At 54.7% G+C, this 17529-nt stretch carries 9 protein-coding genes and 2 pseudogenes; 2 read left to right on the top strand and 9 right to left on the bottom strand.

The features are described from left to right. Positions 1–83 precede the first annotated feature (83 nt). From ACYAR8_RS17605 to ACYAR8_RS17565, 9 genes and pseudogenes are all read right to left on the bottom strand, one after another. A pseudogene (locus tag ACYAR8_RS17605) lies at positions 84–2022 on the bottom strand (RHS repeat-associated core domain-containing protein); the annotation flags it as partial. Beyond that, on the bottom strand, positions 2021–2815 hold the full coding sequence (locus tag ACYAR8_RS17600; RefSeq protein WP_463580549.1) for a hypothetical protein: 795 nt from the start codon (positions 2813–2815) through the stop codon (positions 2021–2023). The gene ACYAR8_RS17600 and the pseudogene ACYAR8_RS17605, both read right to left, overlap by 2 nt. Before the next feature lie 7 nt (positions 2816–2822). After that, positions 2823–5963 (bottom strand): annotated as a pseudogene (locus ACYAR8_RS17595) (RHS repeat-associated core domain-containing protein); the annotation flags it as partial. Between the two features lie 244 nt (positions 5964–6207). Continuing rightward, positions 6208–6594 carry a hypothetical protein gene (locus tag ACYAR8_RS17590; RefSeq protein WP_463580548.1) on the bottom strand — a complete coding sequence of 129 codons (387 nt, stop codon included), beginning with the start codon at positions 6592–6594 and terminating at the stop codon, positions 6208–6210. A 689-nt stretch (positions 6595–7283) separates the two neighbouring features. Next, positions 7284–7775, bottom strand: coding sequence for an SMI1/KNR4 family protein (locus ACYAR8_RS17585; RefSeq protein ID WP_463580547.1), 492 nt, complete (start codon positions 7773–7775; stop codon positions 7284–7286). A 14-nt stretch (positions 7776–7789) separates the two neighbouring features. Continuing rightward, positions 7790–12016 carry an RHS repeat-associated core domain-containing protein gene (locus ACYAR8_RS17580; protein ID WP_463580546.1) on the bottom strand — a complete coding sequence of 1409 codons (4227 nt, stop codon included), beginning with the start codon at positions 12014–12016 and terminating at the stop codon, positions 7790–7792. Positions 12017–12018: 2 nt separating this feature from the next. Further along, the gene (locus ACYAR8_RS17575; RefSeq protein WP_074887915.1) at positions 12019–12486 is read right to left on the bottom strand and encodes a DcrB-related protein; all 468 of its coding nucleotides are present in this window, start codon (positions 12484–12486) and stop codon (positions 12019–12021) included. 35 nt (positions 12487–12521) lie between these two features. After that, positions 12522–13127: a hypothetical protein gene (locus tag ACYAR8_RS17570; protein WP_463580545.1), complete on the bottom strand. Its 606-nt coding sequence runs from the start codon at positions 13125–13127 to the stop codon at positions 12522–12524. Continuing rightward, positions 13124–14977, bottom strand: a complete 1854-nt coding sequence (locus ACYAR8_RS17565) for a type VI secretion system Vgr family protein (protein ID WP_463580544.1) — start codon at positions 14975–14977, stop codon at positions 13124–13126. Before ACYAR8_RS17565 ends, ACYAR8_RS17570 begins: the two co-directional genes overlap by 4 nt. A 750-nt stretch (positions 14978–15727) precedes the next feature. Between ACYAR8_RS17565 and ACYAR8_RS17560 the strand changes: the two genes are divergently transcribed. Continuing rightward, on the top strand, positions 15728–17233 hold the full coding sequence (locus ACYAR8_RS17560; protein ID WP_463580543.1) for a DUF6861 domain-containing protein: 1506 nt from the start codon (positions 15728–15730) through the stop codon (positions 17231–17233). After that, positions 17233–17457 carry a hypothetical protein gene (locus tag ACYAR8_RS17555; protein ID WP_463580542.1) on the top strand — a complete coding sequence of 75 codons (225 nt, stop codon included), beginning with the start codon at positions 17233–17235 and terminating at the stop codon, positions 17455–17457. Before ACYAR8_RS17560 ends, ACYAR8_RS17555 begins: the two co-directional genes overlap by 1 nt. Positions 17458–17529: the final 72 nt, after the last annotated feature.

Raw genomic sequence — 17529 nt, 5'->3', positions numbered from 1 at the left:
ACATAAAGCCCCTGGCCCTCTAATTTATCGTACTTAGCACCGGTACCGCCTGCGCTGCGCTCTGATGGCTTCCCCTTACAAGGAGTAAGCCCTAGCGGATCAATCCATGCGATCGTATTGCTTGCATACTGATAAAGATTCCGCCCACCAGCCAATCCAATCGGATCCTGCGTAATGAACCGCCCAACCTCCGGATCGTAATACCTGAACGTGTTGTAGTGCAGCCCCGTTTCATCGTCAAAGTACTGACCCTGAAACCGCAGATTCTGCTCAATTTCACTCACGGCCAACGATTCGACTTCACCCCATGCCTTGTAAGTCGCCTGCCACACGATCTGGCCATCGACATCCGTCATCTCAAGCGGCGTGCCAATCTGGTCGGTATGAAAGTAGTAAAGCGTCCGCTCTGCCTCACCTTCGCTCTGGTCAACCCGGGCAAGTGGCGCGTAGCTTCCTGGCTCGTAAATATAGAGGCTGCTCTGCCACGGTGTTTCTTCGCGCAGCATCTGCAGTCCTTGCCAGAGAAAATGCTTATGCTCGGTCTGGCCATCAATCTCGGACGTCTTTCCAACCCGGCGACCCAGGCTGTCGTACCGGTACGTGCCAACGCTGTGCACCTGGCTGTTAACCAAGGTTTCAGCACGCACCAGCCGGTTTTCGCAATCGTAGGTGAACGTCTGCAGCTTGGATAAGCCCAACCGTTTTTCAATCAGATTGCCCCAAGCGTCGTAGGTGTATTCCTGATCGCGCCATTGCTTGATGCGGTTGTCTTTGACCTGATCAAACTGGCTGGTGTTGAAGTTCAGGCGGTTGGCGGCAGCGTCGTAGCGGAACTCTTCGCTATCAACCAAGCGACCGGTGTCACGGCTGTGCAGTTGGCCGTTGGCTTCGTATCCGTATTCGTACTTGATCTCGCCACGCAGCTTGTCGAGCGTGCGGGTCAGCTCTCCCGCCGGGTCGTATTCATAGCGCCGATGAATCGGGTTGTACGCATGATTGACCAGCAACGAAGTGTTGATGCCTGGGTTCTGGATCTGCGACAGCTTTTCAGCCGGAATGGTGGATGCAAACTGCCAGCTCTTGCGGCCCATCGCGTCGTAGCCAAAGCAACTGGTGAGCTTGCCCTGGGACCGATAGACCTCGCGATGCAGGTCATCGCGCTCCATGTCGCTGATCAACAATCCATCGAGGTTGAGTTGGTGCAGGTGACCAATGCCGTAATACAGGTGATTGAGGTGTTGGCCTGTCGGCAAGGTCAGCGTGGTCAGGTTGCTGAGCGGATCGTATTCGTAAGCCAGCGCACCTTGAGATGTAGTTTCTCTTACCAAACGACCTAGCAGGTCATAGCTGAAGTCTAGCGTCTCTTCCGCAACGCCCAGTTTCTTGCCAATGCCTGAAGGCAGCCGGTGAATGCTGCGCAACCGGTCTGCTTCGTCGTAACTGTAATCCTGACGCGCATCCTGGTTGACCTTCGCCAGCAGGCGACCAATCACATCACGCTCAAATTCCGTACTGCGCTGTAGCCGCTCTGCCCTGTCCCCGTATCCGATTTAATCCAACCGCGTCAGATGCCCACCCACGTTGTAGGTGAATCGGCGTGTCAGGTTGTCGATGCGCTTTTCTTTGATCAGGCGATCCGAGGCATCGTAGGAAAATCGGTACGCAGCATTGTTTTCGTTAACCAGCGCTGTGAGACGAATCGCCTTGTCGTACTCGTAACGGATGCGCTGGCCTTTGGCGTCTTGCCACGAGCTCGGCAGGCCGCGATCGTTGCGTTGCAACCTGATGATTTGGCCCTTGCCGTCGGCATGAGTGAGTACTTGTCCAAAAGCGTTGTACGTAAACGCTTCTTGTGTGCCATCAGGATGTTTGATGCGCAGCACTTCACCCGCGGGTTTAAGCCCAAGCTCGGTGGTCTGGCCAAGCGCATCGGTGACGGCAACCGACTGCAGGCGCTCGTTTTATCGGCAAGTGGTGCTTTCCAGTGGAGTCCTTACACTTCTCAACCTGTGCGTTACTGTTATCCCGGGAGCTTTTTTTTCGTTTCAGCTTTTTTTGGCTTCCAAGCCAACAATGTTCCCGCTTTACCACATATCTCATTTACCGAATCGATATATTCACGCCCCACCTCCCAGCACCATCCATTTAAAACTTTTGTAATTACGCCGTGGCTTGGACTTTCTGAAATCCATTCCAAAAGGGACGTACTACCGATCTTGATAGACAAGTGCTGATCGTTTAAAAAGTTAACAGGGTAGATCATTCTAAGACGTGCATGCTCATACTGACGCCCTCCTAGATATAGCGGAGACGCATCGTCGATAAAAGCAACCGGGTCTTCATACTGATATATCGTTTTGAAATTTTGGCCTCTAGCATAAGACATCGCACCCGAAACACTAGCCAGCTCGTAAACTATTGCATAGATATACTTGAGCTTTACGGAAGCAGAAATCAAAAAACTTTTAATTTTAATATTTAACTCTTCGAGTCCCACGTCCGACTGCATATCTATACAAAAGAAACTTCCAAATTCTTCGGTAGTGTAGCCAAACGAACTAAACCAAGGTTGGACATTTTTAATCTCGCTGAAGACTCTAAAATTAAAAACCTTACCTTCAGAGATTAGGACTTTGAGCTCCTTAGGCGAAACTTCGACGAACTCAATATCATCCACGCCATCCACTAGTCCTCTTCTATCATAGCCTGCCCCAGTAATCGGATAGCCTAGCTCATTAAAAAACCTCAAAGCCTCATCAAAAACGTCCAAAACAGAAATCCGATCCACCCCGTAAATTGCAATCCCTGTAGCCATAATTAACCTATAAAGTTGATATAAAGGAATCAAGTATGCTTTTCATTTCAGCAGCATTGTAAGGATGCTCTAGCCTAAGAACCCTCCCTCGACTCTGAGCAGGCAAGCCACTCATTGCGTCTGTATTCCTAGTTATCAGCGTGGGAAGCTTTCTGCCCATATCAGATTTAGATGCTAACTCGATTGCATGCACCTTACCATTCAAGTCGACAGCCATTACATCAGGACGGCGCGCTGACACACCGGGGCCTTTTGCAAAGTTATAGCTACGATTTAAATACACATCTTTAAATTTTCCGCTCATTGCTAACTTATTCGCAATAGCTTCAGAAAACTGATCATGACCTGGAGTACCGTCAACTTGGCCTCGCCCATGTATTTTTGTACCATTTACGGTTCGCACCTGACATGGTGCCAATCCGAGAGGATCAATCCAAATGATAGGATTCTGGTTGTACCTGAATGAATTCATCCCGCCCAACAGACCAATCGGATCCTGCGTTATAAACCGTCCCACTTGCGGGTCGTAATACCTGAACGTGTTGTAGTGCAGACCCGTTTCGTCGTCGAAGTATTGACCCTGAAACCGCAGATTTTGCTCAACTTCACTCACGGCCAACGATTCAACTTCACCCCAAGCCTTGTAAGTCGCCTGCCACACGATCTGGCCATCGACATCCGTCATCTCGAGCGGCGTGCCAATCTGGTCGGTATGGAAGTAGTAAAGCGCCTGCTCTGCCTCACCTTCGCTCTGGTCAACCCGGGCAAGTGGCGCGTAGCTTCCTGGCTCGTAAATATAGAGGCTGCTCTGCCAAGGCGTTTCCTCACGCAGCATCTGCAGTCCTTGCCAGAGAAAGTGCTTGTGCTCAGTCTGGCCATCAATCTCGGACGTCTTACCAACCCGGCGACCCAAACTGTCATACCGATACGTGCCAACGCTGTGCACCTGGCTGTTGACCATCGTTTCAGCACGTACGAGCCTGTTTTCGCAGTCGTATGTGAACGTCTGCAGCTTGGTTAACCCTGACCGTTTCTCAATCAGGTTGCCCCAAGCGTCATAGGTATATTCCTGATCGCGCCATTGCTTGATGCGGTTGTCTTTGACCTGATCGAACTGGCTGGTGTTGAAGTTCAGCCGGTTGGCCGCAGCGTCATATCTGAACTCTTCGCTATCGACCAAACGACCGGTATCACGACTGTGCAACTGGCCGTTGGCTTCATACTCGTACTTGATCTCGCCACGCAGTTTGTCGAGCGTGCGGGTCAGTTCTCCCGCTGGATTGTACTCATACCGTCGGTGAATCGGGTTGTACGCATGATCGACCAGCAACGAGGTGTTGATGCCTGGGTTCTGGATTTGCGACAGCTTTTCAGCCGGAATGGTGGATGCGAACTGCCAGCTCTTACGCCCCATCGCGTCATAACCAAAACAGCTAGTGAGCTTGCCTTGGGACCGATAGACCTCGCGATGCAGGTCGTCGCGCTCCATGTCGCTGATGAGCAGACCGTCGAGGTTCAGTTGGTGCAGGTGGCCGCTGCCGTAGTACAGATGATTTAGGTGTTGGCCAGTCGGCAACGTCAGCGTGGTCAGGTTACTGAGCGGATCGTATTCGTAGGCCAACGCCCCCTGCGGCGTGGTCTCTTTGATCAAACGACCTAACGGGTCATAGCTGAATTCGAGCGTCTCTTCAGCAACACCGAGCTTATTGCCAATGCTTGAAGGCCGTCGGTGAATGCTGAGCAACCGGTCTGCTTCGTCGTAACTGTAATCCTGACGCGCATCCTGGTTGACCTTCGCCAGCAAGCGGCCAATCACATCACGCTCAAACTCGGTGCTGCGCTGCGGCCGCTCTGCCCTGTCCCCGTATCCGATTTCATCCAACCGCGTCAGATGCCCACCCACGTTGTAGGTGAATCGACGTGTCAGGTTGTCTATGCGTTTTTCTTCGATCAGGCGATCCGAAGCGTCATAAGCAAATTCATAAGTCGCATTATTTTCGTTGATCAGCGCGGTGAGTCGAATCGCCTTGTCGTACTCGTAACGGATGCGCTGGCCTTTGGCGTCTTGCCGCGAGCTTGGCAGGCCGCGCTCGTTGCGTTGCAACCTGATGATCTCGCCCTTGCCGTCGGTATGAGTGAGTACTTGTCCAAAAGCGTTGTACGTAAACGCTTCTTGTGTGCCATCAGGATGTTTGATGCGCAGCACTTCACCCGCAGGTTTAAGCTCCAGCTCGGTGGTCTGACCCAGTGCATCAGTGACCGAAACCAGCTGCAGGCGCTCGTTGTATTGGTACGTGGTGCACTTTCCAGAGCAGTCCTGAAACTTCTCGACCTGTGCGTGGTTGTTCCACCAGAGGAATTTCGACTTGTGGTTGGCATCGATGATGGTGTGTACCAAACCATCATCACTTTGGAAATACTCGGTGCGCTGGTCCAGCGCGTCGTATTCCTCTATCAGGTTGCCCTTATTGTCGTAATGGCCTTTCCAGGTACTCCCGTCGGGATAGCTGACCTGTTTGACCAGCGTGGTCAGATGATGATGTTGATAGCGCGTGCTGCGACCCAGCGGGTCGACTTCCTCGGTCAGGCGCGAGTACTCGTCGTATTTGAGCGTCAGCTGGTTGCCGTCGGGCAGCGTCAAGCCGACGATGTTGCCGAAGTCATCCAGCGTAATTGCGTACTGTTCTCCGCCGAAGTCGCGGCTAGCGGTGACCCGGCGATCGGCGTTGTAGTGAACCCGCGCCTCGCGACCCAGTACGTCTGTGACGCGGGTGGTGCGCGCCTTGAAGTCATAGTCAAAATTTAAATGTTCGCCGTCGCTGGTCCAGTGCTCCACCACACGCGGCTGGCCGTCAATAGTTTCCCAGCGGTATTCGCAGGCGAGGCCGAGCGCGGTGCTGTGCCGCGTCATAACGCCATCGGTGTAGCTGAAATAACGCAGAGTGTCGCCGTTGCGATTACTGACCTGGCTCAACTGGCCGTTGTCGTCATAGCGATAAGTGACCAAGGTTTCGAACGCTTGGTCACCGACGATGCGTTTGACCTCGGTAAGGCGACCGAGTGGGTGGTTGTAGTGCAAATGCACGCGCAGGCCCCCGGTCGCGCTGGTGTCAGTTAGCTTGCCATCGGCTGTGCGCGAACAGTACAGGTGCCGAGAGCCACGCCGGCACCAGCTGATCTCAGGCTCGCATGATTCGCCAGTTTTGCTCCGATCAGGAACGTAAAGCACCGAGGGAGATCACACCTCTTGCCTTTGAACCGTTCTTTTGGTGACGTCCTCTATGGAACACGTACTCTCAGAAGCCTCGTTAAACGCGCTGCAGTCGTCTAATGCGGCCCAGCGCTCATGAATAAATATAAAATAGGGACTTTCACACCGTTAACGGGCTGCTCTAATCGGGCTCGACAACTTGTAAAGACATGCATCCGTCAATTTCGTAAGCCCTCACATTGACGATAAAAATCAGTATATTTTCGTGGACTTTCATCGCTACCCAAATCCGTTTATGAGAATTATCTTTGTCCCTTAGAGATTGTAGACACTTTGTCGCACCGTTAAGCACACTCCCCTGAAATTTTAGATTATTAGCGCGAAACTCTATTATGGAACGGAGTGTCGGAAACTCCTCTTCGTTGTAGCTATTCAGATCTAAAGGAATAGGGAGTCGGCCATGTAAAACTTTCGCTTTAGCTAGCACCTCAGCAGTTCGGCGATCAAAGTGGCCAGATTTAATGAACCCTTCAAAGTCTGCGTTTTCTAATAACTCTTTAGAGTTCATTTGGATCAAACACCTTTAGGCCAGATCGACTCCCTTGCAGTAGCACTTCTGACTCACCATAAGCATCTGGAGAAAACTTCCATGCCCACGCATCACCTGGCTTGGGAGCTCCCGTAGGAGTACCTAGCACAACGCCTCCCGCCCCGTCCTTTTCTTCCCACCATTTAGCAACTTTCGGATCACGCGTCCAAGATGTAAATGGGCTATCCCCGGAGACGCCGCCGAGGTTATGTGTCTCTTCGGACATAGTGCTATTAACATTCCCGGGCTCCACGACACCATTTCTCGCATTAGCAATCTCAGGATGATTAGCGCTTACGCCCCGTCCAACTCACACTGCCACCCTAGCGGGACGGTCCAACTACTTGGTTTTGGGACATAGAAGTATAGGTTATTGCTCCCCAGCAACCCAGTCGGGCCCTGCCTTATAAATCTGCAGCATCAAAAATCCCTTCGCAAGAAAAATATGCATTCGCTATTTTTTGTGGACTAAAAGCGCAACGCTTAATCATAGGTGTGTCGAACCCCGATCAAGTAACGTGATGAGATCGGCGGTCGGACATCGGGAAAGATTATCTCTTTAGTCTCATCCCATCTCATAGACGACGCAGCTTTGAACAAGCAAGTTTAAAGAATTATGCTAAAACTGCACCGACGTTATGAGCCAGCGACGAACGGTGGGCCGATGGTTATACATCGATCTCCGATTCATCTTTCAGCCCTTCAATGAAAGAGCCAAACGTTTTAGCGATCCACCTATATGCGTTGGCATGATTGGTCGCTGGACTGCACTCGGAGTCGAAGGAATCCGTTGCGAAAAAGCATACATTACCTTTTTTTAAATCAAGACAGAAAAAATTACCTCCATCATCGTTTGCGAATGGCAACAGCGTGCTTGGAATAACATCCTTTGCGGTCATCAGAGCATAGCAACCTCCCAAAAAATTCGTATCTTGCGCGGCAGGATCGTCTTTAGACGCAACAGCTTTGAATTTTTTTATCCGAATAGGATCGTACTCATCTTCGCTGTCCCACCAATCTTTATCCGGTACGCCCCCATTGTTTCTTAAGTAAAATTCCTTGAAATCCTTAGGTAATTGGATATTAACTATGGCCTCTAAGCTCTCTATATCAGTTAGTCCAACAGGGGGTTTAGCTTTAGATACCTTAAGTAGCGACATTTGCTGCACCTTCCTTAACAAACCGTTGAGGCGCCCCTAGGCGCCCGACCTTTAAGCCATCCCTTCGATTGAGCAATCCCTACCGCGTCGGCTTTACCATATGCTTTTGACGGCAGTCCAAAATGCTTTTCAAACTGCGAAACTGAGCCTCCATGAGGAAAGGTGGCTTCGTGAGCTGAAGTTTTGACAAGCTGCATTGTGGTTTTGCCAGTTTTCGGATCAAAATCATCAACATGATGCCATGTGTAATCGTCCGCTGCAGAAACTTTGATGCCGGCCTCTTTATAAGCTTGAGTAAAATCACGAGTCCGGGATCCCTGCATGGTGATCGTGACGATATTTTTTTGATTACCAGTTACCGGAAATAGGTCAGGCGACCCTGTAAAATCGACGCCCTTAAAAGCCCAGCCCCATGGATCGATCCATATATTCGGATTCGGCGCATATCGATAAAGATTATACCCACCGGCCAAGCCGATCGGGTCTTGAGTAATGAACTGACCTACCTCCGGATCGTAATACCGAAATGTATTGTAGTGCAGCCCCGTCTCGTCATCAAAGTACTGGCCTTGGAAACGCAGGTTTTGCTCAACCTCGCTGACCGCCAACGATTCAACTTCGCCCCACGCCTTGTAAGTCGCCTGCCAAACGATCTGGCCATCGACATCCGTCATCTCCAGCGGCGTGCCAATCTGGTCGGTATGAAAGTAGTAAAGCGTCCGCTCTGCCTCACCTTCGCTCTGGTCAACCCGGGCAAGTGGCGCATAGCTTCCTGGCTCGTAAATATAGAGGCTGCTCTGCCAAGGCGTTTCCTCACGCAGCATCCGCAGGCCTTGCCAGAGAAAGTGCTTGTGCTCAGTCTGGCCATCAATCTCGGACGTCTTGCCAACCCTACGACCCAAGCTGTCATACCGGTACGTACCGACGCTGTGCATCTGGCTGTTAACCATCGTTTCCGCACGCACGAGCCGGTTTTCGCAATCGTAGGTGAACGCCTGCAGCTTGGTTAACCCCGACCGTTTTTCAATCAGGTTGCCCCAAGCGTCGTAGGTATATTCCTGATCGCGCCATTGCTTGATGCGGTTGTCTTTGACCTGATCGAACTGGCTGGTGTTGAAGTTCAGCCGGTTGGCTGCTGCGTCGTATCGGAACTCTTCGCTGTCGACGAGTTTACCGGTGTCACGACTGTGCAGTTGGCCGTTGGCTTCGTATTCGTATTTGATCTCGCCACGCAGTTTGTCCAGCGTGCGGGTCAGTTCGCCCGCTGGATCGTACTCATAACGCCGATGAATCGGGTTGTATGCGTGATCCACCAGCAGCGAGGTGTTGATGCCTGGATTCTGGATCTGCGACAGCTTGTCAGCTGGCAATGTCGATGCGAACTGCCAGCTCTTGCGGCCCATCGCGTCGTAACCAAAACAACTGGTTAGCTTGCCCTGGGACCGATAGACCTCGCGATGCAGATCATCGCGCTCCATGTCGCTGATGAGCAAACCGTCAAGGTTCAGTTGGTGCAGGTGACCACTGCCGTAGTACAGATGATTGAGGTGTTGGCCCGTCGGTAAGGTGAGCGTGGTCAGGTTGCTGAGAGGATCGTATTCGTAGGCCAGCGCCCCTTGCGGCGTGGTCTCTTTGATCAGGCGGCCAAGTAAGTCGTACTCAAACTCCAGCGTTTCCTCGCCGATGCCGAGCTTTTTACCAATCCCCGTGGGCAGTCGCGCAATCGACAGCAGCCGATCGCCTTCGTCATACCCGTAATCCTGCCGCGCATCCTGATTGACCTTCGCCAACAATCGGCCAATCACATCACGCTCAAACTCGGTGCTGCGCTGCGGTCGCTCTGCCCTGTCCCCGTAGCCGATTTCATCAACCCGCGTCAGATGCCCACCCAAGTTGTAGGTGAATCTGCGCGTCAGGTTGTCGATGCGTTTCTCTTCAATCAGTCGATCAGACGCATCGTAAGCAAACTCATAAGCCGCGTTGTTTTCGTTGACCAGTGCCGTCAGCCGAATCGCTTTATCGTACTCATAGCGAATGCGCTGACCTTTTGCGTCCTGACGGCTGCTTGGCAGACCTCGTGCCGTACGCAACAGCCTTGTGGTCTGACCCTTGCCATCGGTGTGCGTTAGAACTTGGCCGAGAGCGTTGTAGGTAAACGACTCGGCAGTCCCATCCGGGTGCTCGATACGCACCACTTCGCCGTCGGGTTTGCGCTCTAGCCGTGTCGTCTGATTCAACGCGTCGGTGACGGCGATCAGATGAGTCCGATCGTCATAGCTATAAAACGTGCTTTTGCCCGAACAATCCTGAAACCGCTCGACCTGCGCCAAGCCATTCCACCACAGATATTTCGACTTGTAGGTCGCATCAATAATGGTGTGCGGCAGACCATCTTCGCTATTGAGGTACTCGGTCTTGTGCCCCAGCGGATCGGTTTCGGCAATGAGATTGCCCTTGTCGTCGTAACGGGCTTTCCAGACGCTGCCGTCCGGGAAGGCGGTTTCGGTGATCAAGGTGGTACTGAGGTGGTAGCTGTAGGTAATGCTTCGACCGAGCGGGTCGGTCTCTTCGATCAGGCGCGAAAATTCGTCGTACTTGAACGTCAGACGATTCCCGTCCGGCAGGCTGATGCCGGTCGTGTTGCCCGCTTCATCCAGATCGATGCCGTAACGCTCACCGCCAAAGTCCCGACTGGCGATAACCCGTTTGTCCTCGTTGTACTGCACTTCCAGTTCGCGCCCGAGGACGTCAACCGCCCACGAAATTCTGTTTTTGAAGTCGTAGCGGAAATGAAAGTGTTCGCCGTCACTGGTCCAATGCTCAACCACGCGCGGTTGGCCATCAATGGTCTCCCAGCGGTAGTTGCAGCTCAAACCCAATGCGTTGCTATGACTGGCCATCATGCCTTCGGCATAACTGAACCGGCGCATGCAATCGCCATTGCGATTGATGACTTCGATGAGCTGACCGTTGTCGTCGTAGCGGTACTGGACCAGGGTTTCCACAGCCAGGTTGTCGACGATGCGTTTGACGTCGGTCAGGCGACCAAGCGGGTTGTCGTAATGCAGGTGAATCCGCACGCCGCCCGGCGCGCTGATGTCGGTGAGCGTGCCGTCGACCGTGCGCGTGAAATGCAGGTAATGACCGAGCGCATTTTCCAGACGCTGCAACGGCACCGAAGTGTTGTCGTCCGGCACTTCGCCGAAGTAGAAAAACACGTTGTCGAGCGTTTGCAGCAGGTAATGCCCACCCAGGGTACGGACCAGATGAATCTGCTCGTAGGGGTTGTAAATGCGCTCCCCGGGCTCGATGTCGACAAAGGGCACGCTGCGGCCCTGGTTGTCGGTAAGGTAAACGAAGCTTCCGCTGCGGCGCAGGCTCTGCTCCCAGGGCAAGACCCAGCCCTGACCCAACACGCTGTCGACGGTCAGGTCGCTGGCGTAGAAGCGGGACCATTCAATCGGCATCAGGCCGGGCAGTACGAAGTCGGATTCGCCTGAGTCCAGCAACAGCTTGCGCCCAGTTGTGAGGTCGACGGGATTGCCAATCATCCCGCCCAGGACTTTCCCGACTGCCGGGCCAATGATGTAGGTGCCCGTGAGGTAGCTCGCGGCAACGGTAGCGCCGAAGCGCAGTGCGCACGGCCCCGCAGCTTTCAACCCTTGCGTCAGGCCCAGCTTGGCGACTGATACCAGCGCTTTACCCATCGATGCCACGATCATCAGCACGTCGACAACGACGCGAAGCCAACCCGGGATTTCGTCGTCGATGTGAAGGTATTGAACCGTGCCGCCCCCGATGAACACATCGTTCGAGCCGCCTGAAATCCGTGCACCACAGGTCAGCCTGTCATCCTTGCGCGCTGCAGCCACGCTATTGATGAAGACGTTGGATGAACCCTCGGCGACCTGAACAGGCGCAGGATGCTTTTCGCACCGGCCGAGGCTGAGTTCCACGTGCGCGGCATTGCGGTTGTTGATGTACACATCGGTCGAGCAGCCGGGGAGCTGGATCTCCCCGGCCGGCGAGCTGAACATCTTGCCGAAATATTCCCCCAAAGCCGGCAGCGCGCTGGCGAGAAGCCCCAGAGCGATGGGCATCAGGAAAGCAGCGGTGCCTCCCGAGCACACCATGGTGGCGGCATAAGCGGCAATCGCCAAACCGACGACTGCGCCTGCCAGAAACCCGGCCAGTGCGCCGGTGTGTTCAATTTCGTCGTTCCATCGAGCGGCTTCGAACATGGTTATTCCTGCTCGGCGTTTTCAGCAGGGGAATCCTGGGTCTGGCGGGGTTGGAAACTGGCGAGCAGTTGCAGCCAGCTTTCAGTTTGTGCGGCGCTGAAGTCTGTCTGGCTCGTGGTGGAAAACACCAGAATGCGACCTGGCTGAATTTCAAATCCGGCCTGACGCTGGTAATAAGGTCGACCGGCATCCATGTAGTAGCCATCGATCTGGATACCGGCCAACGGCTGTTGTGCAGACAACGTGGCGGGCTTCTTTCCCAGAGAGGTGTAGCCGCGCAGTTTTGAAGCAATCAGTTTTATCTGACGATCGATGTAGGTATTCAGGTCTTCCGCAGGGAGCATGTTGTCACGGGAGACGGTGACGTTCAGCGGCGCGGGAATCGTAGTGCCAAGCACGAACATGTTGACCGTGCGGTCCTGAAAGCCTTCCGGCAGTACGATCGATCCTTCCTGAAGCTGATAGTCCATTGGAGGCGTGTTCCATAAGTAATAAGAAAAAGATTTCAGCAGGCGGCGATGCGGCCCAGCATTTCGTCGAACTCGATCAGCCAGTTGGCAAATGCGGGCTGGTCGGGATTGATCACCGTCGACACGCTGAACCACTGACGCTCGTTACCATTGGCCGGCGCAATGACTGCGCTGGTTGCTCGACCGTGCCGACGTTCCTGGCCTACCTTGAACGCGTAATCCAGTGACACTGCGGGGCTACCCGCCAACAGGCAATCATTCTGGCGGACTACAGTGACGTCGCTGTGGTGCTTACGGAGATTGTCGACGTAGAGCTCGGTGGATCGCTCCAGCGTCAACCCTTCCGGCGCAGGTCGACGTTTCGCGCTGAACGTGACCGGGTGGCCTTCTCGCTCTAGCGTCATGTCGAGATCCCGAAATGCCAGGAGGTGGGGCATCACCAAGGCCAGCCCGGCAATCTTCAGCTCATTGCGCGAGGGTTGCAGCGGCAACACGGGCGCGGGCTCATGTGTGATCGCAATCGCCGCCACAGCGGCAGCCTGCTCGGCTTCCTCGCGAGCAAGCGCCTCGGCTGCCAGGCGCTTCTCCGAGATGCGGTCGTACATGCTGGTGCGGGTGCCGGGAATCGACGAGTTTCTCATTTGTTGATATCGACCCGTTTGCCGTGAACGAAGGTGTCGTTCTTTCCGAAGATATCGACCGAATCGCTGGTGATCTCGATACGGCCATCTGTGATCTTGATGCTGCTGGATCCCACCTGAAGGATGATGTGTGTCTGCGCACTGATCTGGACGAACTGCTTGTCGACCTGAATCGTCAACGAGCCGTCCTGAACATTCATCACCGTGTCTTTCTTGATTACTTCTGTGTGAGTGCCGTTGACGGCGATCTCGCGATTGCCGCCCACCTTATGGGTTTCATCCAGCTCAATCTCGGTGTCCATGTTGCGTTCGGCGTGCATTATGATCTGCTCGGCGCCGGACTTGTCCTCGAAACGGAAGAAGTTCGCCGTACCGCCGTGCCCCTTGGTCGAGCGCGTCAGGAAGCCGCTCTGGGTCTTGTTCGCCGGCAACGACCACGGCGGGGTGTTCTTGCTGTTGTAGACGCTGCCCATGATCAGCGGGCGATCCGGATTGCCATCCAGGAAAACCACCACCACTTCATCGCCCACACGCGGGATCTGAATGCTGCCGAAACCGCCACTTGCACCCGACTGGGCGACGCGGACCCAGCAGGAGCTGTGGTCGTTGTACTTGCCGTTGCGGTCCCAGTGGAACTGGACTTTCACGCGACCGAGTTCGTCGGTGAAGATTTCTTCGCCCGGCGGGCCGACGATGATGGCGGTCTGTGGCCCAGAGATGGTCGGCCGCGGCGTGGACAGTTGCGGGCGGAAGGGAATCTTTTTGCGCACGCAGGAGAAGGTGTTGTAGTAGCTCGCCTGATGGCCGTTCAAATAGTTGTTGTGGCCTTCGCTTTCGACGCCCATCAGCAGAAACTGACGATCGTCGGCCGAGCCTTGATCGTGGTCGTAGTGCTGCACCAGCTCGAAGGTGTAGCCAGGCTTCATCGCACGGCAGTTGCTTGCGCCTTCGAACTTCTTGCCACGGATTTCCAGGGCTTCCATGCGCAGGCGCAACAGCGTTTCGCCCTCGTCGTAGGTGCCGTGGGTGTACTGGCCGGGGAAGTCGTAGATCTCGAACGTCTCGACGTCGCCCTGCTTGTTCAGGCTGTTCATGCCGACGGGCAGACGGTTGTTGGGCTGACGGTAGTCGAAGGTCTGCACGGCCATCTTGCCCGCCTGCAACTGGCGGTTGCCGCTCCACTTGGTGATGGAGTCTGCGGTCTCGGTGACGGACGCGGTGTGGAAGCGGATCTGCGGTTGTTCCGGCAACGGCTGCAGCATGCTGGAGTCGTCGCAGATGATCATGGTGTGGCCTTCGGCGGTGTGCTCGAAGTAGTAAAACATCCCTTCTTCTTCGAGCAGACGCTGGACGAAGTTGAAGTCGGTTTCACGGTATTGGGTGATGTAGGTGTAGCGCTTTTGCGGCTTGGTCAGGCGGAATTCATGGCGGGAGAATGCCGGGCACAGGGCGAACACCTGGGTCACCACTTCCTCGACGGTATTGCCCTGAAAAACCCGCGTGTCGAAGCGGTTTTTCAGCATCGAGAACCAGGGGTTGAGCGTCGCGGTGTAGCGGGCCATGCCGCCGTCGCTGCCGGTGCTGGCAAAGCGCGTGAGGTAGCCGGCGATATAGCGCGGCGTGCTGTCGGCCAGTTCGATTTCGATGGTGACCAGTTGCCCCATCATCGACTTGAGCTCGACGCCGGAGTCTTCGCAGATCAGCAGCAGCTCGAAGCTATACGCCTGGGACAGCGCTTCCCGACCTTTGAAGGTTTCGAGCAGCAGTTGCTGTTCCGGGTTGGCGAGGTTATTGAACTTGAACAGGCGCCGGTTCTGGGGCGAGAGCAACGCGGCAAGGTCCATCATCATATAAATCTCCTGGATGGCACGGGGTAGAACGCTACCGCCATGCTCAGCAACAACAGGTTACGAGCCGACAAGGGGGCCGGAGCCCTTGTTGCATCGTCGCTAACGGGTTGATGACGCGCCACCGGGCGGGTTCGCCATCGGCCGTGGGGGCATTCCTACAATCACGTAAGACCCGAGCTACAGACGCTTCTTTAAAACAACAGTCTCGGAATCGACGGTTGGGTCCGCGCGCATGTGCGCAATCGGCAGCAACGCCACCTGGTTCCGGGTAAACATTCAATTGCTGGACACTGCGACCGCGCTGCAATGCGAAAGTGCCACCAGGCAACGGAATTCGCGAACGACATCACGTTCTCAGAATCGTTACAGATGTTTCACAGCGGCAAAGGAGACACTTATGCGCCTCCCGCTGTCAACCCGGTGAATCGATTTTGCGGAGCGTCGCGCAACATGGTGGATCCCCTTTGAAATTTCTTAACCGGCGGGTGAATGTGTCGAAGTGCCCGTAATCACAGGCGCTGGCCGAGGGCTATAGCGATCAGTTGGTTGAGTGACGGTGTTCTGCCATCATTGCCGAGTGTAAAAAACCTGAGAAAAATGCGCATCGCCGGAAATTAAATCGTACGTTAGCGGTCGATAGCGGACTTGACGTCTACTGCTGGCGACTTGCTAGCCATAACGGTCAGCCGCAACAGACACGCCCATCGGGACGCTGTCCAGCGCTTCCCCCTCAAGGACTGTGATGTGTAAATGGACCTATTAACCAACGTGCCAAGCTGGGACGACATCGAGCGAAACCTCGACGAACAATTTAACGCCCTCAACCAAGGCGTCAGCAGCGGCTTGCAGAGCGCGAACGACAGTTGGGACGGTATGAGCCGCCGGCTCAGTAACGGCGTCAGCCAGGCGTACGGCTACATGGGCGGAGCCCGTATCGATCACGTCCGGCAGGCGATGGCCCTCTCCTACCCGATCATGCAGTCCGATCTCACCCGCAAATGGGCGTCGATCAACATCAAGGAAATTCTGCCGGTACTGATCAAGCTGGTGCAGCAAGTGGTGATGATCCTTGGGGGCAGCGTCGCAGTGGGTGGCGCTCTTGGCGGCGCTGCAGGCGCGTGGGCTTTTGGTATTGGTGCAGCACCCGGGGCCGTGGCTGGCGCGGGGATCGGCCTGCAAGTGGGCAACGTGATTCTCATGGCACTGGGTCTGTCGGCCATTGCGGAGTATTTCTACAAGGGCCTGCCTGCATGCTTGTCGACATTGCAGGAAGGACTCGCCACCGCCTGGCACGCCGAAGATGGCTTGAAACCCACAGGCCTTGACCCGACTGGCGGCTCCGCTGCGCAGGTCCAGGAACGCACCGAACGCGCCGCTCGGCAATTGGCTCGCGGGCAAGAGCAACTGGTGATGCTGCTGCTAACGGCCATCGTGACTTATCTGACGCGCGGGCAGATGAAGGCCGGCGTGATGAACAGTCTGGAGAGCATCGCTACCCGCAGCGCCAGGCTACAGGCCGACATTTCGAACAAGGAATTCGCGGCGTGGTTAGCGCGCAATGAACAGAAGATTCTGGCTCAGCCGGAATTGCAGGCGAAAGATGTGACGCCATTGAAAAAGGCTGAGCCTGAACCACCGCTGCCCAACGAGAGCTCCAAATCTACCAAACCACCCAAAACACGCCCAACCTTCGAAGAAATCTATGCAAAGGCCGGTGCAGCCAAGGCCGAGATAGACGCCGTGGCTGATGAGATCGCTGCCAAGTACGGCGGCACGGTTGCAAAAGCACCGATCAAATCAAGGGCGCGAGCATTGGAAAAGATCGCCAATGACTACGGCGGTGACCCTACAAAGATCAAGGACCTGGCACGTAACACGATCATTGTGCCCGCAGACAAAATTGCGTCAGTTACTCAGGAGTTGGCGGAACGCGGTGCCAAGGTGAAAATCATCGATGGTGCTGCAGACCCACTTGGCTACAGTGGGGTCAATTCATCGTTCATGACCAAAGCCGGCATACCCGGTGAAATTCAAGTGAACTCTCCCCAAATGATTTTTGCTAAAGAGCCTGAGGCGTTGGCCAGAAACCTGTTGGGTAGCGACACCTATGACGCCGTGGCCTCCAAGGCCGGTGTGCCGGGCGGTCTTGGACATGCTTACTATGAGGATTGGCGAACAATGAATCCAACTTCCAGCGGTGCCGAGGCTATTGTCACGAAAAGCAAGGCTTACTACGACACAGTGAGGGGATTGTAATGGGCATCAACAAGGGGGAGCGCTTTGCTAAAGAAGATGTTTACGTCGATTACCCATTCGAGGACGTCACTTACCGATGGGACCACGCTTCCCAGCTGGTATTTGTGCGGTTCTATGGAGAGCAGGAAAGCCGCGAGCCCGTTCCGCACGAGAACCGTCTTTTCAATGACGCTCTTCGCTACGGTGAGGAGATGACTAAAGCTGAGTACGATCGAGGTAAGTAAGTCAACGGCACGCGGAATGGTTCACAGAAATCGCCGTTGTGAGCCACGAGTCATCCTGTGCCTGATTCACAA

The sequence above is a fragment of the Pseudomonas sp. HP_01 genome (genome assembly GCF_055284355.1).
The sequence above is the reverse complement of the archived record's forward strand: the minus strand, read 5'-3'. Positions and strand labels throughout refer to the sequence as shown.